Origin of the sequence: Nocardiopsis sp. NPDC007018, assembly GCF_040635075.1 — a bacterium.
Classification (GTDB): domain Bacteria; phylum Actinomycetota; class Actinomycetes; order Streptosporangiales; family Streptosporangiaceae; genus Nocardiopsis.
The window spans coordinates 1-22,339 of record NZ_JBEYHA010000054.1; the positions used below are offsets into that span (position 1 = coordinate 1).

General features: G+C 69.3%; 24 protein-coding genes. 16 read left to right on the top strand and 8 right to left on the bottom strand.

Features of this window, described 5'->3' with window-relative positions; translation table 11 throughout:
• The first annotated feature begins 624 nt into the window (after positions 1-624).
• The 4 genes from ABZ635_RS22555 (at position 625) to ABZ635_RS22570 (ending at position 6,574) form a co-directional block, all read left to right on the top strand.
• Positions 625-1,095, top strand: a complete 471-nt coding sequence (locus tag ABZ635_RS22555; protein WP_357768577.1) for a hypothetical protein — start codon at positions 625-627, stop codon at positions 1,093-1,095.
• 173 nt (positions 1,096-1,268) lie between these two features.
• Positions 1,269-4,961, top strand: a complete 3,693-nt coding sequence (gene mobF, locus ABZ635_RS22560) for a MobF family relaxase (protein ID WP_357768579.1) — start codon at positions 1,269-1,271, stop codon at positions 4,959-4,961.
• An 884-nt stretch (positions 4,962-5,845) separates the two neighbouring features.
• The gene (locus ABZ635_RS22565; RefSeq protein WP_357768580.1) at positions 5,846-6,220 is read left to right on the top strand and encodes a GNAT family N-acetyltransferase; all 375 of its coding nucleotides are present in this window, start codon (positions 5,846-5,848) and stop codon (positions 6,218-6,220) included.
• Positions 6,221-6,229: 9 nt separating this feature from the next.
• Complete coding sequence (locus ABZ635_RS22570) at positions 6,230-6,574, top strand: hypothetical protein (protein WP_357768582.1); 345 nt, start codon at positions 6,230-6,232, stop codon at positions 6,572-6,574.
• Positions 6,575-6,580: 6 nt separating this feature from the next.
• Here the strand turns inward: ABZ635_RS22570 and ABZ635_RS22575 are convergent, their stop codons facing one another.
• Complete coding sequence (locus ABZ635_RS22575) at positions 6,581-7,828, bottom strand: DnaB-like helicase C-terminal domain-containing protein (protein ID WP_357768584.1); 1,248 nt, start codon at positions 7,826-7,828, stop codon at positions 6,581-6,583.
• Positions 7,829-8,015: 187 nt separating this feature from the next.
• Here ABZ635_RS22575 and ABZ635_RS22580 point away from each other — a divergent pair, with 187 nt between their 5' ends.
• A complete protein-coding gene (locus ABZ635_RS22580; RefSeq protein ID WP_357768587.1) occupies positions 8,016-9,320 on the top strand; it encodes a hypothetical protein in 1,305 nt (434 codons plus the stop codon).
• Between the two features lie 228 nt (positions 9,321-9,548).
• Here ABZ635_RS22580 and ABZ635_RS22585 read toward each other — a convergent pair whose 3' ends face one another.
• The 7 genes from ABZ635_RS22585 to ABZ635_RS22615 all read right to left on the bottom strand — a co-directional run bounded on the left by ABZ635_RS22585 (position 9,549) and on the right by ABZ635_RS22615 (position 15,530).
• Complete coding sequence (locus ABZ635_RS22585) at positions 9,549-10,016, bottom strand: hypothetical protein (RefSeq protein WP_357768588.1); 468 nt, start codon at positions 10,014-10,016, stop codon at positions 9,549-9,551.
• A 9-nt stretch (positions 10,017-10,025) separates the two neighbouring features.
• The gene (locus ABZ635_RS22590) at positions 10,026-10,676 is read right to left on the bottom strand and encodes a hypothetical protein (RefSeq protein WP_357768590.1); all 651 of its coding nucleotides are present in this window, start codon (positions 10,674-10,676) and stop codon (positions 10,026-10,028) included.
• A gap of 78 nt (positions 10,677-10,754) precedes the next feature.
• Entirely contained in the window at positions 10,755-12,104 is a 1,350-nt protein-coding gene (gene dnaB / locus ABZ635_RS22595; RefSeq protein WP_357768592.1) for a replicative DNA helicase, read from the bottom strand.
• Between the two features lie 92 nt (positions 12,105-12,196).
• Positions 12,197-13,384, bottom strand: coding sequence for a hypothetical protein (locus ABZ635_RS22600; RefSeq protein ID WP_357768594.1), 1,188 nt, complete (start codon positions 13,382-13,384; stop codon positions 12,197-12,199).
• Positions 13,385-13,712: 328 nt separating this feature from the next.
• The gene (locus tag ABZ635_RS22605) at positions 13,713-13,946 is read right to left on the bottom strand and encodes a hypothetical protein (RefSeq protein WP_357768596.1); all 234 of its coding nucleotides are present in this window, start codon (positions 13,944-13,946) and stop codon (positions 13,713-13,715) included.
• A 2-nt stretch (positions 13,947-13,948) separates the two neighbouring features.
• Positions 13,949-14,785, bottom strand: a complete 837-nt coding sequence (locus ABZ635_RS22610) for a phosphoribosylaminoimidazolesuccinocarboxamide synthase (RefSeq protein ID WP_357768598.1) — start codon at positions 14,783-14,785, stop codon at positions 13,949-13,951.
• Between the two features lie 4 nt (positions 14,786-14,789).
• The gene (locus ABZ635_RS22615; protein ID WP_357768599.1) at positions 14,790-15,530 is read right to left on the bottom strand and encodes a GntR family transcriptional regulator; all 741 of its coding nucleotides are present in this window, start codon (positions 15,528-15,530) and stop codon (positions 14,790-14,792) included.
• Between the two features lie 165 nt (positions 15,531-15,695).
• Between ABZ635_RS22615 and ABZ635_RS22620 the strand changes: the two genes are divergently transcribed.
• The 11 genes from ABZ635_RS22620 (at position 15,696) to ABZ635_RS22670 (ending at position 22,066) form a co-directional block, all read left to right on the top strand.
• Positions 15,696-16,346, top strand: a complete 651-nt coding sequence (locus ABZ635_RS22620; RefSeq protein WP_357768601.1) for a hypothetical protein — start codon at positions 15,696-15,698, stop codon at positions 16,344-16,346.
• A gap of 61 nt (positions 16,347-16,407) precedes the next feature.
• The gene (locus ABZ635_RS22625; RefSeq protein ID WP_357768603.1) at positions 16,408-16,608 is read left to right on the top strand and encodes a hypothetical protein; all 201 of its coding nucleotides are present in this window, start codon (positions 16,408-16,410) and stop codon (positions 16,606-16,608) included.
• Positions 16,605-17,324, top strand: coding sequence for a hypothetical protein (locus ABZ635_RS22630; protein ID WP_357768605.1), 720 nt, complete (start codon positions 16,605-16,607; stop codon positions 17,322-17,324). Before ABZ635_RS22625 ends, ABZ635_RS22630 begins: the two co-directional genes overlap by 4 nt.
• Before the next feature lie 307 nt (positions 17,325-17,631).
• Positions 17,632-18,042 carry a hypothetical protein gene (locus tag ABZ635_RS22635; protein ID WP_357768607.1) on the top strand — a complete coding sequence of 137 codons (411 nt, stop codon included), beginning with the start codon at positions 17,632-17,634 and terminating at the stop codon, positions 18,040-18,042.
• Between the two features lie 112 nt (positions 18,043-18,154).
• Entirely contained in the window at positions 18,155-18,301 is a 147-nt protein-coding gene (locus ABZ635_RS22640; RefSeq protein WP_357768609.1) for a hypothetical protein, read from the top strand.
• A 44-nt stretch (positions 18,302-18,345) separates the two neighbouring features.
• Positions 18,346-19,302: a hypothetical protein gene (locus ABZ635_RS22645; RefSeq protein ID WP_357768611.1), complete on the top strand. Its 957-nt coding sequence runs from the start codon at positions 18,346-18,348 to the stop codon at positions 19,300-19,302.
• Positions 19,303-19,626: 324 nt separating this feature from the next.
• Complete coding sequence (locus ABZ635_RS22650) at positions 19,627-19,935, top strand: hypothetical protein (RefSeq protein WP_357768613.1); 309 nt, start codon at positions 19,627-19,629, stop codon at positions 19,933-19,935.
• A gap of 31 nt (positions 19,936-19,966) precedes the next feature.
• Complete coding sequence (locus ABZ635_RS22655; RefSeq protein ID WP_357768615.1) at positions 19,967-20,530, top strand: hypothetical protein; 564 nt, start codon at positions 19,967-19,969, stop codon at positions 20,528-20,530.
• A gap of 32 nt (positions 20,531-20,562) precedes the next feature.
• Entirely contained in the window at positions 20,563-20,979 is a 417-nt protein-coding gene (locus ABZ635_RS22660; protein WP_357768617.1) for a hypothetical protein, read from the top strand.
• A gap of 14 nt (positions 20,980-20,993) precedes the next feature.
• Positions 20,994-21,677 carry a hypothetical protein gene (locus tag ABZ635_RS22665; RefSeq protein ID WP_357768619.1) on the top strand — a complete coding sequence of 228 codons (684 nt, stop codon included), beginning with the start codon at positions 20,994-20,996 and terminating at the stop codon, positions 21,675-21,677.
• 65 nt (positions 21,678-21,742) lie between these two features.
• Positions 21,743-22,066 (top strand): hypothetical protein, encoded by a 324-nt coding sequence (locus ABZ635_RS22670; RefSeq protein WP_357768620.1) that lies wholly within the window; start codon positions 21,743-21,745, stop codon positions 22,064-22,066.
• Positions 22,067-22,339: the final 273 nt, after the last annotated feature.

The following is a 22,339-nucleotide window of genomic DNA, read 5'->3' on the forward strand; positions in this document are numbered from 1 at the left end:
GTAAGACTTGACAGGAGAAGACTATGTCAACCGCGCCCGACATGCCTAGGCCCCCCAGGCATTCGGCATGGCTACGTAGTCACCTGGGCCTGGTGGTAGCTGTGACAACCTTGCTGAGCTCACTGGTGACCGTAGCGACCTGGATGGGATGGACCCCCTTCATCGCTTGATGCGATGGCTGGGCAGGCACGTCCGCCAGCCACCACCCCCGCAAACTCTTGGTTGCGGGGGTGGTCGTGTTTCAGGGGTCAGGTCGGCGGCAATCGCCCCGGCGGCCGCACGCCAACGACGTCGACCGGCACCTCGTGGGGCGGGCGATGTGGAGGCTGCCCGCTCCAGTGCGCGAGCGCGGCCGTGCCGGGGCGGGCCAGGACTCCATGGATGGCTGCGGGTGAACCGCCGCGCCCCCGCGACGGCGGGTCGGCTACCGGCCGCTGTTCCTGGCTCATGTGGCCCAGTGTGCCGACACAGGGGCGGGCGTGGGTGCGGTTCCACCAGTTGCCCTCACCCCACGCACCGAACGAGGATGCTGTCAAAGCTCCGATATGAGCGTTTGCCCTGCGCGCCTCCGTGAGCAGCCGTAGGCTTTCCGATCGTCTTTGAAGTCGCTCGAAGGAGAACCGGATGCGTGAGCCGCTGCCGCCCGTGGCCGCTGTGGTCCAGGCCCTTGTCAACAGCACCGAGGTGAGCGCCCACCTGCACCAAGGCGTGTGGCACCTGGAGTTCACTGAGGACACGCTGGTGGCCCTGGTCACCGAGCAGCGCCGCCTGGCGTGGGCGGCAGCGCAGGCCGAGGCGGAGATGTCCCTGGAAGGTGAGGTAGATGAGTTCCCCGAGCAAAGGAGCCGGGAGGCGGAGCTGGAGGTTGTCGACCAGAAACAGGAACACGCCAACGAGGCATCCGGGTGCGAGTGGTGCGGGTCCCCACTTCAGGTCAACCCGCTGGGGCGCCATCGACGCTACTGCTCTCCCGCACATCGTCAGCGCGCCTACGAGGTGCGTACCGCCCTGGTTCGCCGAGAGCGCGACCGCCAAGCCGGGAAGGTTCCTCCCATGGCCACTACAGGCGAGGAAACCTCAGCAACGACCCACTGACACCCCCCAGGACCGATCCACTGACATCTTCACGACCACCAACAGAACCGACCAAATTCATCCCATCATCCCATGTATAGAAGTTCGCAATAATTCAGCGAAGCACGCAGGTATCTCCGATACGCGACAGAGCGCTCAGGGTGCTCTCACAGGCCCGGGAGGTGGGTGGCAGGGTGGCGCTGGCGACCCCGATCCATGACCCTTCCCAGGGCGACTACCGGCTCGCGCAGCAGTGCGGAGCCGACGACGTCACCGCCGAGAACGTCGCGGTCTCCTACCGCCTGGACGGCGGCGCCCGCCCCATCGAGCGCGTGGGGACCGGATGGTCGGTGTTCGACCAGCAGACCGGGAGCGTGCTGGCCAACAGCGAGGACGTCGAGGCCGTGCGCCGTCTGTTGGCCGGGCGCCACCCCACCGAGCGCACCCAGCTGGTCAAGCCCAAGGTCGCCGTCGCCCCCGCCGCGAAGCTGCCCGCCAACCCGTTCGGCGCCGCGCTCCAGGCGGCGGCCGCCGAGCGCGGCACCACGATCGAGGCCCTGCTGGAGGCCGACCCGTGGTCGCTCAAGCGGGCCGGGCGACTCGCCCGGGGCATCCGGCGCGAAGGGGAGCGTCACCGGGTGCCGGTCGCTGACCTGGAGCGCATGGCCAAGGCCGCCGACATCGACCTGGCGACGGTCTACGAGGACCAGGAGCTCACCTGTGCCCAGGACCACCGCGAGGACCGTGTCCGGGTCGGGGTGATGGGGTTCGACGTCACCTTCGACCGCCCCAAGGGCATCAGCGTGTTGCAGGCCATGGCGTCGCCGGAGATGGCGGCCCGGATGGAGGAGATCCACCTCGAGGCGGTCCGTGAGTCCATGGCCGCGCTGGAGTCCTGGACCGCCTACGCGATGTCCGGCCACCACGGCGACGGCCAGCGAGCGGAGCGGGTGTCCACCCATGGGTTCACCGGCACGATGACGGTGCACCGCACCGCCCGGCCCGTGGACGGCTCCCCCGGGGACCCGCACCTGCACACCCACGTGCTGGTCGCGAACATGGCCTTGGGCAAAGACGGGACGTGGCGGACCATCGCGGCCGGGGGCCGGGACCTGATGCGCCACATCCCGGCCGTGGGCCAGCTCTACCGCGCCCTGGAGCGCCACAAGCTCAGCGCCGAGTTCGGCATCCGGTTCGAGGCCGACCCCAAGACCCAGCGCTGGGACGTGGTGGGCGTGCCGGCCGAGTTGAAGTCCGCGTTCTCGCGGCGTCAGGCGCAGGTGCTCCAGGCCGCCGGGGAGGAGGCGAGCGTGGCCCAGCAGCGCAGCGCCGCGCGCGCCACCGCGCGGGCCAAGCACGCCTCCACCCCCACCACCGAGCGGGAGAGCTGGCACGAACGCGCCGTCGAGGCGGGGTTCGAGCCCGCCGACGTGGTCGCCGCCGCCCTGGGTGAGGAGGGCCCCGGAACCGGTGCCGGTCGCGGGGACGGGCCGTCTGGGCCTGATCCGGATCGGGTCGCGGCCGCGGTCTGGGACCCCCAGGTCGGGGTGACCGCGCACGAGAAGGTCGTCACGACTGCGAAGGTCATGGCGTTCGTGGCCGGTGCCTACGGTGGCGGGCTGGCCGACAGCGCCGCTCTGGAGGAGCTGACCCGCCGCGTGCTCGCCGACCCGCGTGCGGTGCCCCTGCCCGAGGGCGGGCCCGTCCACATGTCCCACACCCAGCGGTTCACCAGCGCCGACATCGTGGACGCCGAGGCACTGATCGTGGCCACCGCCGCCTCCCGCACCGGGGCCAGGGCGGCCGTGGTCGAACAGACCCGTGCCGAGCGCGCCCTGACCAGCTGGGTGCGCCAGAAGGGGTTCACCCTCTCGCCCCAGCAGGCCCGAGCCGTGGGCCGCCTCATCAAGACGGGCCACGGTGTGGAGACCGTCCTGGGGGTGGCCGGGGCCGGGAAGACCACCCTGCTCTCGGCCGCCCGCACCGCGTGGGAAGCGGCCGGGTACCGCGTCGAGGGCGCCGCCGTCGCTGCCGTGGCGGCCGCCGGGCTGCGCGCCGAGGCCGGCATCACCTCCCGCACCGTGGCGTCCTGGACCCAGAAGCTGACCGAGAACCCCCGCGCCCTGGAGGGCGTGGACGTGCTGGTGGTGGACGAGGCCGCGATGATCGGTGACCGCGACCTGGCCGTGCTGGCCCAGGCCGCGAGCCGGGCCCGCACCAAGCTGGTCCTGGTCGGCGACCCACAGCAGCTGCGCCCGGTGGCCGCCGGAGGGTCCTTCGCCACCGTGCACCGGATCGTGGCGGGTGTGGAGCTGACCGAGAACCGCCGCCAACGCGGCCAGGCGGACCGGCGGACCCTGGATCACTGGCGGTTGGGAGCCCGCCGCTCCGCCCTGGCCGCCTGGGGCGAGCGCGGCCTCCTGCACGCCACCCTCGACGCCGACGCCGCCCACAACCAGATGGCGGCCTGCTGGTGGGCGGACCGTCAGCGTCACGAGGACCCGCACGAGGCGATCGAGCGGCTGCTCATGCTGGCCGCCACCAACGCCGACGTGAGCGAGCTCAACCAGCGGGCGCGGGCGGCGGCCCGGGGCGGCGGCCTCCTCCATGGCTCCGACGTCGTCTTCACCCTGGCCAGCGGGGAGCGCCTGGAGCTGGCCGCCGGGGACCAGGTGCGGGTGCGCCGCAACGACTACCGTTCCCGAACCAGCAGCGACCCGGACGTGCTCAACGGCTACCGCGGCATCGTCCTGGAGGTCGACGCCCACCGGGGCGCGCTGGTCCAGTGGCGCCGCGAGGAACGCACCGAGCAGGCCCGCCTGGACCCGGAGCAGCTACGGCGCGGCGACCTGTCGTTGGGGTATGCCATCACGATCGCGGCCGCCCAAGGGGTGACCGTGGACCGGTGCCACGTCTACGGGCTGGGGGCTGACGCCCACTCCCTGTACGCGGGCATGTCCCGGGCCCGGGAGCGCACCGACCTGTACCTGCCCTCCGCGAACCTGGAGCGTGAGGAAGTCCGGCGGCAGTTGGGGCAGGCTCGCACCGAGAAGGAGCGGTGCGAGCGGGTGGTGGCCGCCTACGCCGCATCGCTGACCCAGGACCCGCCGGGGATGGTCCTGGACGAGCTGGACCACCCCGACCTGCCCGGCACCGACCGGGTGGTGGACCCCGAGCACGAACAGGGCCGCGAGGACGACGCCCCCACCCGCACCCCGCACGAGCCCGACGTCGAGGTCGAGGTTGAGCGGGTGAGTGTGGCCCAGGCCCGCCAGGGCCAGGGCCCGGCCTGCCGAGAGGTCGCCGAGGAGGTCGCGGTACTGCGGGAGCGGGCCGCCGAACGCGAGGTCGAACTGACCGGGCTGCGCGAGCGCTACCAGCAGGCCGAGCAGCGGGCCGAGCGTGGGCACCTGGCCCTGCTGTTGGAGGGCACCACCCGGGCCGCGGCCGGCCACGAACGCGACCAGGCCCGCCAGGCCGTGGACGAGGCGATCGACGAGCGTGACCAGTCCCGCGACCGGGCTCGGGAACTACAAGCTCGGGCCGTGGAACGGGACGTGGCCCGCGCTCAGATGGACCAGGTCCACCACCAGGTCGAGGAGCTTCGCGAGCGGGTCCAGCACATCGCGGAACAGCGGGCCATCACCCGTGCCGGACTCGCCCAGATGGAGCGCGAGGACCTGGAGCACATGCAGCGGCGCCACGCCATCGAGTTGAGCGACCTCACCCGCGACCCCGAGCGCCGCGACCGCGTCCAGGAGGTCCCCGTCCGGGAGGTGCCGCGCACCCAACTCCTGGAACAGGAGCGGGAGTACCAGGAACGGGCCCAGCGCGAGGCCGCACAACGCGCGGCCGTCGAGCGCGATACCCCGGGCCTGGGGCTGTAGCACCCCTCGCACGCGTGCGAGGCGTATCACCCCTGGTCAGGGACTGGCAGTACCAGGGGGCTCGCGCCCCCGTGGACCCCCCGCCGCAGCGCGGAACCTCGCGCGACACCGGAGGGACGGAGGTACAGGCCGTCCGCGCGAGAACCCACGCAGCACCACCTCTGTGACTGGCCGCCGTCGGGGCGCGGGGATCGGGGCGGGCCCTTACTCATGCGCTGGGAGCAGGTCTGTCGACGACGGGAGGCATTCGGCCCGCGCGTGCTACGCCGCGCTGGACGTGCTCGCCACCGATCGCTCGATCCTTCCTGACTCAGGAAACACAAAGGGCTTCGCGTTAAGCTGACGCGAAGCCCTTCGAGACTACTTTATTTCCTGGCGCCTGGGATTTCACCAGTCTTATTTTCACGTGGGCCAACCAAGATGGCTAGAAGCTCGATCATCGGGCCGAAATCAACGACCTGATCAGGATAGAGGAAGTTCAAGATCGCACCGAATAGGTGAGCAAGAGCCACCAGAGCAGCCCAATGTTCGACCTCTGACCTGCCAAAACTCTCGACCCGACAGGAGCACCCTCCCCGATGCCAGCCACTTTCTTCGCCCATAGTGCCATTCATTATAATGTTTTACCTTTCTGATTGTATTAATTATCATTAATTCCTCCTTTGGGGCGCGCAAGCACCTCACCGTGGGAATAAAAAATTGCCCCTCGTGGGGGCTTGCGACAGAAAAAGAGGGCGCAATCGCGCCCCCTTGCCGACTAACGCCAGTGTAGCATCATTCTTTCGATTTGGCAATTCTTGTGCCATTGTCACAGGTCAATGCCCTGAAGGCCCTGGGCCTCATCCTTTTTATGCCTTCTTGCGCCCTTGGGGTGCTTTTGTGGCATGAGTGAAACCATGTATAGATCAGCAGCGCCGGGTGACGTGCTCCTGACCGCCACGGTCGGCGGGCGCCTCGTGGGGTGGTTGTCGGGAACGCTGGCAGCTGTCTACCCGGGCCCGGGAACGCCGGGTCCGCCGCCGCATGGGTACGTCCAGGCGGTCGTCGTGGACCCCGCGCACCGCCGGGCCGGGGTCGGGAGGGCGTTGGTGGAGGAGTTCGTGGCGACCGCGGGCCGGGCGGGGGTGGGGTGGGTGTTCGCCGCCCCGGACGAGGACGCCGACGTCGAGCAGAGGGTGGAGTGGCTGGCTGCGTGCGGGTTCACCCCGGTGACGGATCCGGGTGAGCGGTGGCCGGTGATGGGCCGGCACCCCACCTAACCTGGTCATATGCCAGAACAACGGGGGCCGCGCGGGTGGGAGGGGTTGCCGTCTCCGGACGAGCCGGGGTGGGCGGGGTGGTGCCGGCACTGGCTGGCCGCGCACAGCCCCACCACCCTGGTCCAAGAGGCCACCGCGCGACGGGCTTCACCGCGTTCCCATGGGCGTGCGCTGTGGCGGCACCTGACCGACCGCCGCGAGGTCCTGGAGCACCACCTCGCGCAGGAGCAGGCGGACGGGGTGAGCGGCCGGGCCCTCGAGGTTCGCGAAGCCGACCACCTCCAAGAGCTCGACGAGGTCGTCGACCTCCTGCGGATCCTGGAGACCATCGGCCCGCACCTGCCCGAGCGGTGAGTCCCATCAGAACGGCGGCGAGGCTGCACGCTCGAGCTTCTTCCTTCGTTCCGCGACCTCTTCAGGGGTGACCATGTCCACGAACCGGCTGTAGTGGCCCTGGAAGGCGACCGTCAGGTCCAAGGCCGGGCCGTAGCGGTTCTTGACCACCTTCAAATCCGCTTCCCCGGCCCGGGGGGAGCCCTGGTCGCGCATCTCGGGCCGGTCGATGAGGATGACGGTGTCGGCCAGGTGCGCGATGAGGTCGGACTCGCGCAGGTCGTCCAGGGTGGGGGAGGGATCGAAGCGTTGCAGGGGAGCGCGATTCAGGTGCGCGGTCGCCACGACCGCCACCCCGAGTTCGAGGGCGATGTCCTTCAGCGCGCGGGTGATGTCGGAGACCTCCCGCTCCCGTGTTTCCCGGTCACGGCAGGGCCGCAGATGCTGGAGTCCGTCGATCGCGACCAGGCCCGCTCCACTCTCCTGGACCAGCTGCCGCACCTGCTCAGTGGTCACGCGGGTGCCCGCGTGAACAAGGAGGGGTTCGTTGACCACCCGGCCCATGGTCTGTGCCATCCGTGCCCAGTCGTCATGGTCCATGGTCTCGGCCCTGATCCTGTGCAGGGGGATGCGGGCCTCGGCGGACAGGATCCGGTCCAGGACCTGGCGGTGTGAGTTTTCCTGGTCGATCCACACGGTCGGGATGGTGTGGGCAAGAGCCGAGGAGCGGGCGATGTTGCCCAGCAGTGTGGACTTGCCGGAGGAGGGGCGGCCCGAGATCACGGTGAGGGTGCCCGGTTCCAGGCCGGTGGTGAGTTTGTCCAGGTCTCTGAACCCGGTGGGTGCTTTGGGGTGGGGGGTTCGGCGGGTGCCGTCCAGCAGGTCGAGGTAGTCGGGTAGCGCGTCGTACATCCACTGCGCGTGGTCGGAGGTGATGGAGGTTGGTTCGAAGACGAGCTGGCGGGCGTTGCGCTCCGCGTTCTTCATGTCGGTGGGGCGGAGGGTTTCGGTGAGCTCGACGAGATAGGTCGCCCCGCCTGCTTCCTTCAGCTCCTCGCGGGCGGTCAGGTCCTCGGAGACGGTGATCGCGTCGATCGCCTCGTCTGCTTCGTGCAGGCGCACCAGGCTGGCGTAGATGAGCTGGTGGGCTGGTTCTTGGAACCGGTCAGGGTCGGTTCCGATGATGTGCACGATGTCCTTCACAGCGGCCTTGGACATCAGCGCGGCGCCAAGCAGGGAGCGTTCGAGCTGGACAACGGGGTGAGGGTCAGTCATCGGGTGTTCCTCTGTTCCGCGAGTGCGGGCTGGGGCGGGGTTCCCAGCATGCCCGTGTCCTGAGCGTGTGCGTGGCCGTATCCGGCCATAGGGCTCTGAGCTGGGGCTCTTCAGGGAATGTCGTGTAGGCCTGCTATCACCGGCAGTAACCGACCCGCTCTTCCCCCTGGTCGCCGGGAGGCCCCCTGTGCCGCGCGAACTCGCCCTGATCCACTGGTCTGAGCAGAACATCGTCCTGGACCCCAACCTCGACGACTTCGGGGTGCCGGCCGGGGTGATCCAGGCTCTTCGGTCCCGTCCCATCTCCAAGGGCATCCTGGCGTGCTCGGCCTGCCTGAAGAGCGCGAGACGGTCCTCGAGCCCGTGGGTGCACCTGCGCCAGCACGGTGGTCGGCTGATCGTGGCCCACCACGCCTCCCGAGACCGGCGGGGCCCCTGCCATGCCGAGAGCCCTGAGCACGAGGCGCTCAAGGACCGCATCGCCGGGTGCGCCGAACGCCACGGGTTCCGGGCGCTGTTGGAGCACAACACGGCCGACCGCAAGGGTCGGGCGGACGTGGAGGTGGTGGGCCCGGGCGGGGTGCGGATCGGGCACGAGGTCCAGTTGAGCGCGATCACCGCGACCTCGTTGAGTCGGCGCACCAACACCGCGTTGCGGGACGGGCGGGTGCCCTCGTGGCTGACCACGGACCGCAGCGCGCACTCGGCCACCCGCAACCTCATCGACCGGGTGCCGTGGGCGATGAGTAACCGGTTGCACGAGGAGCTCATCCGTCGGGGCCGGCCGGTGCGGGTCAGCGCGGGGTTGAGCAAGCTCCAGATGACGCCCTGCCGCTTCCTGCCGGGCTGGTGTCCGGACACCCCCGGGGTGTTGGACTGCTCTCGGTGGCACACCCGGTGGGACAACGTCGCGGTGCCCATCGAGGACTTCGTGGGGTTCACCGCGGCCGGTGAGTACCTGGCGGTGTGTCTGCCCACCCAGTACCGGCAGGTGCGCAGGCGGTGGGTGACCGAAGACGACCGGGAGCTGTACGTGCACGCGACCGGCCGGGAGCTGGAGCCCGAACGTCCCCAGGCCGGTGGTGGGGGCGGGACGGGCGAGGGCAAGTCGCAGGACTCGCGGCTGCACCAGGGCGAGGAGTACGAGCCGGAGAAGAAGAAGGCGGTCCGGCCGCGGGCGAAGGTCTCGGAGGTGGTGCGGGGCGACATCGTGGTGGGGACGCTGAGCGAGCTGCCCGAGCGGGCCCGCGCCCAGGAGGCCGCCACGGGGCAGGCCGCCACGGCCGTGGTGTTGGAGGAGGCGCCCCACCGGCTGGTCGGAGAGCGGGCGGAGCGGGCCTGGCTGGAAGCAGCCGTCGCGGAGCCGTGCACGCACTTCATGGGTGCTGGCCTGGGGCGGTGTGAGTCCACGCCGAGCCGGTTCTACGCCCGGGGGCGACGGTGCTTCGAGCACGCGCCGAACCCGTACTCGCAGGTCGCGGCCACGGGGTGAGGGTTCTGGTTTGTCCCCCGCCATGGTGTGTCCCCGGGCAGTGAACTTCAGACCTCACCTTTACGACATAGATTTCCCCGGGACAGAAGGAGGGCCCGAGTCAGCCGTTGCGACTGACTCGGGCCCTTCTTTTGTTAGGTTTGCGCCGGGTTTTTGGGGGTGTCCCTTGCGTGCGTGAGCGAGGGGCGGGTCGACCGGTCGACCCTGGCTCGCTGGGTCGACCGGGATTCACCGACCACGACGGTGCCAAGGTCGCCGTGATTCCACGGCTCCTCTCCTGGAGTAGTCGCCTTCGGACTCGCACCGAGAACACCGGGTGGGAATCTCCTCGTCCCGGCCCACGTAGAGCTTGGTCCCGTGCACCTTGCACATCGTGGGGATGGACTGCGGACGGTCCTCCTCCTTGATCTCCTCCTTGGGCGGGGCGATCCCGGGAGCTGGGTAGATCTGACATCCCGACCAGGCTGCGGCCTTCCACCGGGCCTCGGAGGAGGTGACCTCCATGAACATGCTCACCGGGTTGCGTTTGCCCAGCACGCTCTTGGCGACGTTGACGATGACGTGGTCAGGTGCCCCGACTCGGCGCATCTGGGCGATGCGATCCACGACACGGTCCCGGTCACCGGCGTTGTCCCAGTCCTCGAAGAAGCGGTCCGCGAGTTCTTCTGCCCGGTCGTTGCTGTTCGGATCGGCCATGGCGTCCTTCTACTCGTACTCGTGGTCAGGGTTGCGACCCGCGCGAAGGTGAACCTCGCGCTCCCGGATCACCTGGGTGACCTTCTCTCCCGGGGCGAGGCGGCCGCGCAGGTCCTGGAACGCTTCCCACGCGGCATCGGGTGCCACGCTTCGGGAGGCGGTGATCATCTCCGAGGGCCACAGCCGCTGGCGTGGTTCGCGTCCGGCGTCCAGGTCTCGGCGGATCTCGGCGTGGATCTTGAGCAGCAGCTCCAGGCGGTGACCGGTCAGTACCTGGGCGACCTCTCCGGGGAACTGTTCGGGGGAGAAGACCACGATGCCCTCGCACCGTCCTGGTGTCTCGCCCCCGTCGAAGACCTGGATGAGCTGGTTGGCGACCGGGTTGGCGGGCAGCGTGCCCCGTTCAAAGGGGCTGATCCAGTACACGCTGATGCCCGGCAGGTCGCCCATCGGGTCGTTTCCCAGGTCTCCCTGGGAGTAAGCGCCGCCCTGCTCTTGGTCGAGGAAGTGCTTGACCTCGAAGAAGTTCCCCCGGCGATGCTCCAGATGGCCGTCGGGGTGGATCGCTACGTAGGAGGCGGTGAAGGCCCCGGTGGTGCGGATCCTCGGGTCGGGTCCGTCGGGTTGGGCGGCCAGGGCCTCGTCGAGGATGTGCGTCATGTCAAAGCTTTCATCGTTCACCGGAAGCTCCCGAAGGTCGCAGAAGGGGTGGATGGGCTAGCCAAGCACGCTCTCCGGCTACCCCGGGGCCATGTCCACGAAGCGGCTGTAGTGCCCCTGGAAGGCCACCGTCACATCACACGTGGGCCCGTTCCGGTGCTTGACCACCATCAGGTCCGCCTCACCGCCCCGAGGGGAGTCCTTGTCGTGAACGTCCTCGCGGTAGATCAGGATCACCATGTCCGCGTCCTGTTCCAGGCTCCCGCTCTCCCGCAGCTCCGAGAGCATGGGCCGCTTGTCCTGGCGCTGCTCGGGGCCACGGTTGAGCTGGGAGAGCGCGATGATCGTGATACCCAGCTCCTTGGCCAACAGCTTCAGGGCCCGGGAGATCTCCCCGACCTCCTGGGTGCGGTTCTCCTTCTTACCGTCGGTGTCCACGAGCTGGAGGTAGTCGACCACCACCAGGCGCACCCCCTCGGTGCGGTGCAGGCGGCGGATCTCGGCCCGGATCGCGGAAAGCATCAGGATCTTCTCGTGCACGATCAGCGGCGCCCCGCTGATGGTGTTCGAGGCCTTGCCCATGCGGGTCCAGTCGTCCTCGGTCATCAGGCTGGAGTCCTTGATGATGTGCAGCGGGATCTTGCCCTGGGCGGAGATCAGCCGTTGGCCGAGTTCCTCCTCACCCATCTCCAGGCTGAAGAACGCGGTCGGGTGACCAGCGCCGATGGCGTTGGCGCGGGCTACGTCCAAGGCCAGGGTGCTTTTGCCTACAGCCGGGCGCGCTCCGATGATGACCAGCTGGCCGGGCATGAAGCCGTTGGTGAGGGCGTCCAGGTCCGCGAACCCGCTGGGCAGGCCGACCAAGGTTCCGGGCCCACGGGTGGCGCGTTCCTGGGCGGCGTCCACGACCAGCTGCATGAGCCCGTCGGCTCGGGTGCCGGTCTCGGTGGTCGAGTTCTGGGTCAGGGCCATGATCTGCCCCTGGACCCGGTCGACGACGTCCAGGGCGTCACCGGCCCCGGCGTAGCCGAGCTGGGCGGCGGTGGTGCCCACCTCCACCAGGCGGCGCAACAGGGACCGGTCCCGGACGATGTTGGCGTAGTAGGTGCCGTTCGCGGCGGTGGGGACCGCCTCGGTGAGGGTGTGCAGGTACGGGGCCCCGCCCACCCGGAGGGACTCCCCGCGCTTGACCAGTTCGGCGTTGACCGAGATCGCGTCGACGGGTTCGGCCTGGTCGGTCAGCGCGCAGATCGCGTCGTAGATGATCCCGTGGGCTGGCCGGTAGAAGTGCTCCCCGTTCAGCATCCCCATGATGTCCATGGCCACGTCGGGGGAGAGGAGCATCGCGCCCAGGACGGACTGCTCGGCCTGGATGTCGTGCGGGGGCAGGCGGGTTTCGGTTTCCTCGGTGGTGATCGTGTCGGTCATGATGGAAGAACTCCTCGTTCGAGTAGGGGTAGTGCGGCGGCGGGCCGGGTTGGTAGCCAGAGGCCCGCCGCCTTCTTCGTGTGCGGGGCCGGTCAGGAGGAGCCGACGAGGTTCTTCAGATCCGGTCGGGTGCTGAACAGCTCCTGCAGGTCCGGTCGGCGGCCGGGGCCGAAGCGCTTGAGCATGCTCACCAGGACCGTGCGGGGTGAGCCCTTGCACCCACCGCAGGGCAGCGCCTCGTGATGGGTTTCGCACCGCGAGTCGGGGCCAGCGGACTGGGATGCCTTCACGCGGTCCTCAGGCGCACGCTGAGCACGGATCTTCCTGAGGTGACGGCGGAGATCGGAGTCATTGAATCCAGCGACGTAGCGGTCGATTGAGCCGATCTCGATGGTGTTCCGCTCCGCGTGGTCCTCGATGGACTCGATGACGGCATCGGCCTCATCAGCGGTGGCGCCGGTGCGGGTCATGACGGCCTGGGCTACGGACGGGGTTGTCCGGACCGAAGGTGCGTCCTCTTCTTCCCCTCCGCCAGAGACCGGTGTGGTCTCCGTGGTGCCCGAGGAAGAGGAAGCTCCTTGAGGAAACTGCTTAAGGGGAGGAGCGTCTTCACTGGTGGCGTCGGCGTTGCGTGCGGAATTCCGCCGACGTCGGGCGGAATCTCGCCCAGTGTTGGCGGAATTCCGCCCGACGAAATGACCTGCGGAAACGTCATCGAGGATGGTGGCGTCCGGGGTGCTCGGGTCGGTGTCGCGTGGCTGGTCAGTACGAGGTGCAGAATTCCGCCCGACGAGTTGACCAGGGAAGATGTCGGTTCGGGTGTCTCGCCAATCTTCGGTGAACGCGTCGAGCTTGTCGAAGGAGTTGCGCCAGACGGTCATGGCGGTCTTGACGGTCGGCCAGTCGTGCAGCTGGTACCGGCGTCGGGTGTGGATCTTGCCCTTGCCGCCGGAGGTCACGATGCGTTCGCCATCGGGGTTGCTCACCAGGCCAACCTCGGTGAGGGTCTGAAGGGCGTCCTTGATGGTGCGCACGCCGGAGGGCTTGCCGTTCGGCCCGGGGAGCAGGAACGCGAGCTGTTCATGGCTGAGCAGGCGGACCTTCTTGGGCTGCTTCTCCAAGATCAGGCTGCGGACGATGACGTAGAGCCGGTAGGCGGTGTGGTTCACCTTCGGGCACAGCGCGATCCAGTCGGGGATCTGCGTGCGGTACCAGCCGTCGTCGGTGGGGCCGACGAACGCGTAGGTCTCGTCCTCGGTCGAGGACGTGGGGTCGGTCATGGGTCTGCTTTCTAAGCAGCCCTCGCACAGGTCACGGCACTAAGAGGTACCCAAAAGGTGCCCATCCGCTCGTCCGTCGGCTACAGTGGCCGGTGTCTACTATGGCGAGCTTTAGTGTCGCTGCTTTGCGAGAGCAGCCGCTTGTCTGGACGAGGCCCGGTTGGTCCCGGGCCTTCGTCATGTCTGGGGTGGGGTGGTCAGCCCCACCGTGGGACGACCATACAGGGAGCACCCGTGTCACGGGTGCTCTGTGGAGGCTCTTGGGGCACACCTCAGAGCTGGAAAGACCCCGAGCGGCTTCTGCTGCTCGGGGTCTTTCTGGTGTCGGCTAGCTGCGAATGCGCCTGGACCGCTCTTCGTCGGTGTCCTCCCAGGAGCTGTTCATCGAGCCCTTGAGAGCTGCTACGTGGTCGACTACAGGGTCAATTCCGAAGGATCGGAGGAGCAACATCGCGGCGTGTTCCGGCTTCGGGTCGTCCTGGGCGATGGGGTCGAGGCCCTCCCGCTTCAGGAGTTCGCCCACTTCTCGGACCAGCTTGTTGCGGTCGTAGCTCTGATACATGCTCACGCCTCCCAAGTCTTGCCAGTGATCCGCTCGTAGACCTCGATGTACCGGGCCCGGGTCGCTTCCACGATCTCGTCGGGGATCTCGGGGCCGGGTGGAGTTCGGTCCCAGTCGGTGACGGTGCTCGACCAGTCCCGGACGAACTGTTTGTCGAACGCGTGCTGAGGCTGCCCCGGCTGCCAGTCGTCGGCGGGCCAGAACCGTGAGGAGTCCGAGGTCAGTACCTCGTCAGCGAGCACGAGCGTGCCATCCGCCGCGCGGCCGAACTCCAGCTTGGTGTCAGCGATGATGATGCCCTGCTCAGCGGCGATCTCCGCGCCGCGCTTGTAGACGTCCAGGGTCACTGTGCGCAGGCGGTCGGCGGTCTCCTGACCGATCTCCTCGACGACGTCCTCGAAGGTGATGAATTCGTCGTGGCCCTCGGTCGCCTTGGTGGTGGGGGTGAAGATCGGCTTGGGGAGCTTGGACGCTTCCGCCAGGCCTTCGGGGAGCTTGATGCCGGAGACGGTGCCCTGCTTCTCGTACTCCTTGAGTCCCAGGCCAGCGAGGTAGCCGCGGGCGATCCACTCCACGGGGAGCATGGTGAGCTTCTGGCAGCGCACGGCGCGTCCGGCCCACTCTTCGGGCACGTCGGTGGCGGAGATGATGTGGTTGGGCACGACGTTGGCGAGCTGCTCGAACCACCACAGCGAGAGCTGTGTGAGGATCTTGCCCTTGTCGGGGATTGGGGTGGGCAGGACGACGTCGTAGACGCTCACGCGGTCCGAGGCGACCAGGATGAGGTCGTCACCGTCGGTGTAGACGTCGCGCACTTTTCCTGAGTGCAGCAGTTCCATTTGCTTACCTGGAGATTTCGTAGGTGTAGGTGGCCCAACGTCGGGCCACGGAGACTGACTGGCCGAACTCGATCACGTCTCCATTGCTTGCCAGCACCCAGTTCTGCTTGCGTAGGACCGGGGACCCCAGAGGGATGCCGAGTGCTGCGGAGTCCTCTTCCGACGCGATGTCGGCGCGGAGCTGGTCCTTGCCAGCGGCAGGCGCAAGCCCTGTTTGCTCCTCGACATACTTCGGGGTGCCTTGACGCAGCCGTTCCGTCTCAAGCAGAAGCGGAGCTGATGTGGCGAGATCCCCGCTGTACCAAGAGGTACTGGCTGAAGAGGGCACGTCATCCCGGAGGGTGACTCGCTGGCGGCGGATGACGCTCGTTCCAGAAGGAAGGCCCAAAGCGTCCGCGACGTCTTCGGGGGCAGGCACCAGATCAGCCGAAACGAGCTGAGCACGCTCATTCGTGGCGTAGATCCGCCCCTCAAGGCTGCGCATGACCCGGTCCTTGGCACTGGCTGTTGCCCGGTCGCGGGTAACGATGGTGCCCCTGCCAGGTTCGCTGATGACCAAGCCCTCAGCCTTGAGCACTCCCACGACCTTCGTTGCGGTCGCGTGCGAGATCTTCCACTTCTCGGCGAGGAGCCGCACAGAATCGATCTTCCGCCCGTCCTCAAGGGCTCCAGATTCGATTTCTGCCTTGATGTGCTTGGCGACCTGCATGTAGGGCGGGTCGGGGCGCTGGATTTCTGGGGACAAGGGAGCTCCTTCAAGCGATGGTTCAAGCGTACTAGTACGCAGTGTTTGGCGATCTAGCAGGTCGGGCTTCCGTAGAGATCTGGAGCTTGCGTGCTAGCACACCACAGTGTAGCGTGCTATAACAGTTGGAGTCCACGGCGGAGCACAACTGTTTGGAGGATCACGATGTCCCTGGTTTGGCAGGTCGCTGCTACCACCGGCGCCACCCGCGCTGACGTCATCCGCGTCGCCACCTCTGGCGGCAGCACCCAGGCCGACTGGGAGATCGCCGTGGCGATCGAGGCGGCCGGCGGCCGTCTCGCCTCGGACCTGATGTTCCAGCCCGAGACCTCCTGGCGCTCCGACCACACCCGACTCCAGAACGCCCTGTGGCACGAAACCCAGCCCGAGGACATCGAGTTCCTCCGCTACCACGCCAACGCGGCCGGGATCACCGACATCGAGCCCCTGCTCCCTGCGGTGATCGAGGAGGCCCCCGAGTCCACCCCCACCGCTCCCGCCCTGGCCCCGGACGTCACCGTCTACACCGAGGACGCGCACACCCTGGTCACCGACATCCCCGAGTCCCGCCCCCGCACCCCCGAGGAGGTGGACGAGGACCAGGCCGAGGAGGCCGCCGCTGGCGAGACCGCCGCCGCGATGTTCTCCGACCTGGCCCACGTCACGGACCTGGACACGGCCCGCCTGGCCACGGGCTGGCTCACCCGAGGCGAGACCCACCGCGCGGTCCGAGCGGCGCTGCTCATGCACCCCGCCACTAGCAGGCGCGCCCGCTACCGGGCCCGCCTCCAGCGTCACCTGGCCACGGTCGCCTGACCTCGAAAAATCTATGCCGTAAAGCTCGAATCTCTGCTTCCACCTGCGAAAGGAACACCACATGCAGACCACCGGCAGCACGCTGGTCGACCAGCTGGCCGGCATCGACCTGGCCGACACCACCCGCCCCGGCGGGGTCGCCGCCGGGGTCCAGGAGGTCAGCGCGATCATCCGCGCCGGCCTGGAGGCCTACTCCACCGGCCCCCTGGCCCCCGTCACCCCGATCACCACCACCACGAACACGAGGAGCGCCGCCGCATGATCCGCTTCACCCACCGCCGCTGCCGGGCCGAGATCACCGCCCTGGACGCCGAGTCCTCCGCCCTGACCACCGAGGTCGAGACCCTGGCCGATGACCTGCGGGCCGCCGAGCACGCCCTGGACGAGGTCGTGGACGCCTGCGAGTCGCTGTCCTACGGGCTCGGGGACGAGGTCATCAACATCCCCTCCGCGCTGGTCGACCGGCTGGTCGACGCCGCCGACCTCCCCGAGGCCCTGCACCGCCTGGACCAGGCCCAGGAGGAGAACGCCCGCCTGGTCCGCGAGCGTGACGACCAGCGCGAGGCCCTGCTGGTGGCCGCGCACGAGGCCGGCACTCTCATGCGCACCTGGGTCCTGATGGCCCAGGCCGGACACACGGCCGTGAGCCCGACCGGGCCGGGGAGGCTGCTGAACGAGGTCAGCCTCACGTCCTGGGTCGGGTTCTCCGCCTGGTCGTGTCAGGAGGCCAGCTGCACTGAGTCCACGCGCACTCTGGCCTGGCACCCCGACCACCTCGGCCAGGCGCACCTGGCGTGTGGGTGCGGGCGCCTCTGGCGGGTCGGGGCCGAGGCGGTCGAACGCGCGACGCAGCAGCTGGCTGAGCGGTTCGGCACCCGGACGACGCTGCGCTGGGAGCACATGTCCCAGGCAGCGCTGGAGGCCGCGGACCGGGCGCTGCCCACCCCGGCCCAGACCCGCCGCGAACTCGCGGCCTGACCCCCCCTGGGGCGCCCGTCCCCACCAGCCCGTCCTGCTGGTGGGGGTCGGGGACCACCAGGGTCCACACCCGCTGACCGCTCACCGAACGGAGAACCCCGTGGACGCCCTGCTCGACCTGATGGCCGCTCCTGAGTTCGGCCTGTACGCCATAGCCGCGATGCTCGTCTCCGGCGCGGCCCTGCTGATCATCTCGGTCCGAGCCGCGAACCGCTGACCAGCCCGAACACACAAACGAGCCCCGTCCGGGATTCCGGCCCGGCGGGGCTCTCGCACACCCGCATCCACTCTCAACAGGAGGAACCAGATGTACGACCCCGAGCCTACCCCCGAGGACTACGACCTCGCCGCCCTGGCCGACCTGGAGGCCGCGCAGATCATCGCCGCGCACTCCCCGCGGTTCTGGGACGCCGACCGCAGCGAGCTCGCCTACGTCGACCCCTACGACCACCCCTCCTGGGACGTCGCGGACGCGCTGACCGAGACCGGGTGGGACGACCCCGCCCAGGCCGCCCGCGTCCTGGAGGACACCGTCATCGCCGACCACCGGCTGCTCGGGCTGGCCGAGACCCCCACCGGCCGCCCCCGTCTGCGGCCGGTCGACGAGGTCCTGGTCGAGGAGACCGACCCCGAGGTCCTGTTCCATGAGCGGGTCCTCGCCCTGGTCCTGACCGCCGCCCGTACCGACCAGAGCTGGCTGGAGGTGTGGGCGGCATGACCCTCATCCAGCGCCTGATCACCCGCATGACCGCCCCCACCTGCTGCGGCCGCGCCATGGACTGGGACGTCTACCGGGCCTCCTACGTCTGCGGCATCTGCGGGGCCGCCCGATGATGCCCGTCGACCTGATCGCGGTGGCCGCCCTGGTGCTCTGGGGCGTGGTCACGCTCGTGCTCCTCACCCGCACCGACCACGCCGAGGCCCACCCCGTGGTGCGCCCCCGCCGGGCCGCTGCCGACAGCGAGGACGCCACGTGACGCCGACCCGCTGGCTCCCGAACTCTGACCTGGAAGGAACACCCGTGGACACCATCAGCCGCACGCGGCCGCTGATCATCGCGGCCGCCATCCCGTCCCTGCTCTCCCTGGCCTGGACCGCCTGGTCCGTGGCCGACATGATCCCCGCCCCGCTCCCGGTCGCCCTCGCGGCCGGCATCGCGCTGGACATCATGCTCGTGGCCGCCGTGGCCATCGCCTGGACCAGCCCGGCCGCCGCCCGACCCGCCCAGACCGTCTCCTGGATCATCGCGACCCTGGCCACCGCCGCCATCGGGGTGCACTCCTTCGAGATCACCCCGGCTCTGGTCCTGCTGGCCCCGCTGCCCATGGTCTCCAAAGCGCTGTGGGGCCTGGCCCTGTCGGCCAAGACCACCCACGACCAGGCCCGGGCCGAGCAGGAGCAGGCCGAGCGGGAGCAGGCCGACGCCCGACGTAGGGAGGCCGAGCGCAAGGCGGCTCGCCTGTCCACGGCGCTGACCGAGGACCAGGAGGCGGAGATGGCCGCCCTGGAGCGCGAGCGCGTCTACGTCGAGTCCAAGTCCGAACGCGAGCTCGCTCTGGCCGAGGCGCGGGCCAAGGTCGCCCAGGAGCAGCGTCTGGCTGAGATCCGGCGTCAGGCCGAGACGCAGATGGCCACCGACGAGGCCACCGCGCAGATCCACGTGCGCCGCCACGAACTGGCCCAGCAGATCCAGCTCGCCGCCCCGCTTCAGGCCCAGGCGCTCCCGGCGGTGCCCGACGACGCGTCCAGCATCACCGGGACCCTCGCTGCTGCCCAGGGTGCCCACCCCTGTGACCAGCGCACGCCCGAGCCGGGCGTCTCGGATGAGGACGCGTTGAGCGAGGGCGAGCGCAACCGTCTCGCGGTCCTGGCCGCCTACGACCGGCTCAGCTCCGGTGGTGTCACGCCGTCGGTCTCGGCGGTGGCCGACGCCGCTGGGGTGAGCCGCCGAACGGTCAACCGCCACCTGCCCAAGTAACACCTGGGCACCCCTGGGCACCCTCCCTGACCTGGGGGTGCACAGGGGTGCCCACCACCCGCCCCGGCGGGTGCGCACACCCACCCCGAACTTCTCGGGGTGGGTGTGCGCACCACTCCGGTCCGGTGTGTGAACCGGCGACACCCCCTCGGGGGTGAACCGGCGCCACGCGCCCCGACCGTCCTGGTGCACCACCCACTACGCAGCGAAGGAGAACCGATCGACCCACCGTTCGCACGACTGGCTCGGGCCCCGCCCAGGGGCCACCACACAAGGGCCGCCACCCCACGGGGTGGCGGCCCGCCGCTTCCCCGAAGGAGAACCATGCCCCACCCCACTACCTCCGGCGCCCGCGGGCGCCGGCCGGTACGGCACCGCCCCACGGTGTACCGGGTCCGCTGCACGCCGGGCTGTACCGCGAGCTTCGAGTCCCGCTTCTCGCGGCAGGAGGCCGCTGACGACCGGCGGCTGCACCTGGACCAGGTCGCCCCGCCCGCGAGCGAGCGCTGCCGCGACCCGCGCTCGCACTGCACCCAGCCCCACGACCACTGCCCGGTGTGCGCCAACCAGATGTCGCTGCCGCTGCCGGGGTTCGAGGACGTGGACGGTGCGCACCCGATCCCCCCGCTTTGACCTGCACATTTCCGATTGATGGGAGGGGCCCATGGCCCTGCCGAACGAGCACCGACCGGCCCCTAGCGGCCGCCGTCCCGAGGACGCGCCGCGGTTGTCCGTGGTGCCCCCCAACCACCCCCGGCGCACCGCCGGGGACGAGCCGGTAGTGGACTCCTCCGGGCTGCCGCAGGCGGTGGCCTGCGCGGTCCTGGACCCCGCTGCGCAGCAGGAACCCCAGCCCGCCCCGAGGGAGGGCCTGCCGGTGGAGAACACCGACTCTGACCTGGCTGGTTCGGGGGAGCTGGTGGCCGAGAGCCCCAGCGCGGTCGAGGCCGCCCGCGCGATCCAGTGGCTGGGGGTGACCTACCGGCCCCCCGACGTGTGGCGCGAGCGCCAGCCCTCGCTGGCCGAGGAGTGGGCGTTCGTGATGGATGGCTCGCACCTGCCCGAGCAGGGGCTGTGGCGGGCGTTGGCGCGCGGGTACGCGGGCCCCGCGATCGGGCTCATCGGGGCGCTGCACCTGGCGGTGTGGATCCTGCGCTCCCCGGCCCGGCACGCCACCGCGTGGGCGCTGTTCGCCATCGGGCTGATCACCCTCGTGTTCTTCGTCTGACCTGCACATTCACTACAGAAAGGAGCGTGACCATGTTCTTCGTCGGCGCCGCGTTGTGCCTGAGCCTGTTCTGGTTCGTGCGTAAGAAGGCTCACTGGACCATCTCGGGGTTCTTGGCCGTCATCGGCGGGGCCTCGCTGGCCTACTCGTTCCTGGGCGGGTGGATCATCGCCCTGCTGACCTGGATCATCGGGTTCATCACCGGCCTGTTCCCCGAGCCGATCTCCCCCAACTCCGTGGTGGCCGCGGTTTGCGTGTTCGTGCTGGTCCTGGTCGTCACCGACGTGTGGAAGGACAAGAAACTCGACGAGCACGGCCAGTGGGCGGCGATCTGCCTGCCCGTGCTGTTGCTGGCCGCCGGCGGTGGTGTCGGCGCGACCGGCGCGACGGTCGTGGACGGCATCGCGGGCGCCGGCAGCAACATCTTCGGCCCTGTCTTGGGATGGTGAGTTGACCTGTGGAGATGTTGATTCTGGCCGGTGTGGTGGCGTTCTTCATCAAGAACGCGGCCGTGGACACCGCCGCGATGGTCACCGGCAAGACCCCGCCCTCGCACTCCTACCGGATGGCCAAGCTCCGGGAGCAGGCCGCCCGGGACCGCCGCAAGGCTCAGGCCGATGACGACCCCCGGGGTGGGCTGGGCATGGTGTTCCGCCACTGGTACCTGGACGCCTGCGAGGACCTGGACCACTGGCGTGCCTACCGTCACGCCACCCGCCCCGAGCGTCGGGAGGCCGCGCGGCGGCGGCGCGAGGACCGCGCGTGGCGGATCCGGGAGTGGGCGGCCCAGTACGTACCGACCGATGAGGACATCCAGGATGCCGAGGTCGTCGACGAGACCCCCTCGCCTCCCGAACCGGAGTGGCCCCGCCCCCGTCGGCGGCGTCGGCGTACCACCACGACCACCGAAGAGGAGGAGTTCGAGTTCGAGCCCTTCGAGGGCGTCGAGGGAGAGGTCGTGCCCTTCGGCGACCAGGGCGAGGGCGAGCGGTTGCCGCTCTCGCACCGGCGCATGGTGCTGGCCACGATGATCGCGGACGCCGGACACACCCCGAACTGGGAGGTCATCAACGAGATGGACTCCGATCAGGTCGATGAGGCGATCAGTGGGCTGATCGCCCTGCGCCGCGGGGAACGCACCGCCTGACACCACCACTTTTGAGGGGTCGCACACCGGGTGCGGCCCCACCGATTGGATGAGGAGCACACACCATGGCGAACACCGTCGCTACCACCGCCCTGAACTCGGACGCTGCCGGGCTGGACGCGCACGCGGCCACCCTGACCGGCGCCGGCAACATGGTCGCCAACGTCAACACCATGCTGGAGCGGGTGGAGGCGCAGATGCGCCAGGCCGGGATGGGCGCGGAGGTCACCAAGGAGCTGGCGACCCTGCGCGATCTGGGTGCCGCCTACAAGTCGCAGGCCATCAAGGCGCGCGCGGTCCTGGAACAGGTCAACCGTCAGGTCCAGGAGGCCTACGACGCCTCGCGTGGGCAGGCCGCCGACAAGGGCTACCAGATGGGCGGCCGGTAGGCCCCAGGTGGTCGGGCCGCCCACCCCTGCAGGGGTGGGCGGCCCCCCTTTTTTCCCACGGTCGGTGACGGAACGTGATGAGAGAGCGGTGAGACAACGCACCCCGTTGTCTCATCACGTTTGTTCCCGAACGCGAACTATCACCCGATTCTCGGGTGAGACAACTCCTGGATCTGGGCCGCGAACACGGGTCCTGCCGGGGCGGTGAGACAACGAGACAACCCGCCCCACCCCAGGGCGTGGTCACTGTGTGTGATGATCGAGAGGAGGCCC

What these genes read in the sequence shown, in the direction of transcription:
- ABZ635_RS22570 (WP_357768582.1), top strand. Translation starts at nt 6,230, where the DNA reads ATGCCAGAACAACGGGGGCCGCGCGGGTGGGAGGGGTTGCCGTCTCCG.
- ABZ635_RS22640 (WP_357768609.1), top strand. Translation starts at nt 18,155, where the DNA reads ATGATGCCCGTCGACCTGATCGCGGTGGCCGCCCTGGTGCTCTGGGGC.
- ABZ635_RS22605 (WP_357768596.1), bottom strand. Translation starts at nt 13,946, where the DNA reads ATGTATCAGAGCTACGACCGCAACAAGCTGGTCCGAGAAGTGGGCGAA.
- ABZ635_RS22625 (WP_357768603.1), top strand. Translation starts at nt 16,408, where the DNA reads ATGCAGACCACCGGCAGCACGCTGGTCGACCAGCTGGCCGGCATCGAC.
- dnaB (WP_357768592.1), bottom strand. Translation starts at nt 12,104, where the DNA reads ATGACCGACACGATCACCACCGAGGAAACCGAAACCCGCCTGCCCCCG.
- ABZ635_RS22575 (WP_357768584.1), bottom strand. Translation starts at nt 7,828, where the DNA reads ATGACTGACCCTCACCCCGTTGTCCAGCTCGAACGCTCCCTGCTTGGC.
- ABZ635_RS22660 (WP_357768617.1), top strand. Translation starts at nt 20,563, where the DNA reads ATGTTCTTCGTCGGCGCCGCGTTGTGCCTGAGCCTGTTCTGGTTCGTG.
- ABZ635_RS22670 (WP_357768620.1), top strand. Translation starts at nt 21,743, where the DNA reads ATGGCGAACACCGTCGCTACCACCGCCCTGAACTCGGACGCTGCCGGG.
- ABZ635_RS22590 (WP_357768590.1), bottom strand. Translation starts at nt 10,676, where the DNA reads ATGACGCACATCCTCGACGAGGCCCTGGCCGCCCAACCCGACGGACCC.
- ABZ635_RS22630 (WP_357768605.1), top strand. Translation starts at nt 16,605, where the DNA reads ATGATCCGCTTCACCCACCGCCGCTGCCGGGCCGAGATCACCGCCCTG.
- ABZ635_RS22620 (WP_357768601.1), top strand. Translation starts at nt 15,696, where the DNA reads ATGTCCCTGGTTTGGCAGGTCGCTGCTACCACCGGCGCCACCCGCGCT.
- ABZ635_RS22565 (WP_357768580.1), top strand. Translation starts at nt 5,846, where the DNA reads ATGAGTGAAACCATGTATAGATCAGCAGCGCCGGGTGACGTGCTCCTG.
- ABZ635_RS22600 (WP_357768594.1), bottom strand. Translation starts at nt 13,384, where the DNA reads ATGACCGACCCCACGTCCTCGACCGAGGACGAGACCTACGCGTTCGTC.
- ABZ635_RS22610 (WP_357768598.1), bottom strand. Translation starts at nt 14,785, where the DNA reads ATGGAACTGCTGCACTCAGGAAAAGTGCGCGACGTCTACACCGACGGT.
- ABZ635_RS22655 (WP_357768615.1), top strand. Translation starts at nt 19,967, where the DNA reads ATGGCCCTGCCGAACGAGCACCGACCGGCCCCTAGCGGCCGCCGTCCC.
- ABZ635_RS22635 (WP_357768607.1), top strand. Translation starts at nt 17,632, where the DNA reads ATGTACGACCCCGAGCCTACCCCCGAGGACTACGACCTCGCCGCCCTG.
- ABZ635_RS22585 (WP_357768588.1), bottom strand. Translation starts at nt 10,016, where the DNA reads ATGGCCGATCCGAACAGCAACGACCGGGCAGAAGAACTCGCGGACCGC.
- ABZ635_RS22650 (WP_357768613.1), top strand. Translation starts at nt 19,627, where the DNA reads ATGCCCCACCCCACTACCTCCGGCGCCCGCGGGCGCCGGCCGGTACGG.
- ABZ635_RS22665 (WP_357768619.1), top strand. Translation starts at nt 20,994, where the DNA reads ATGTTGATTCTGGCCGGTGTGGTGGCGTTCTTCATCAAGAACGCGGCC.
- ABZ635_RS22555 (WP_357768577.1), top strand. Translation starts at nt 625, where the DNA reads ATGCGTGAGCCGCTGCCGCCCGTGGCCGCTGTGGTCCAGGCCCTTGTC.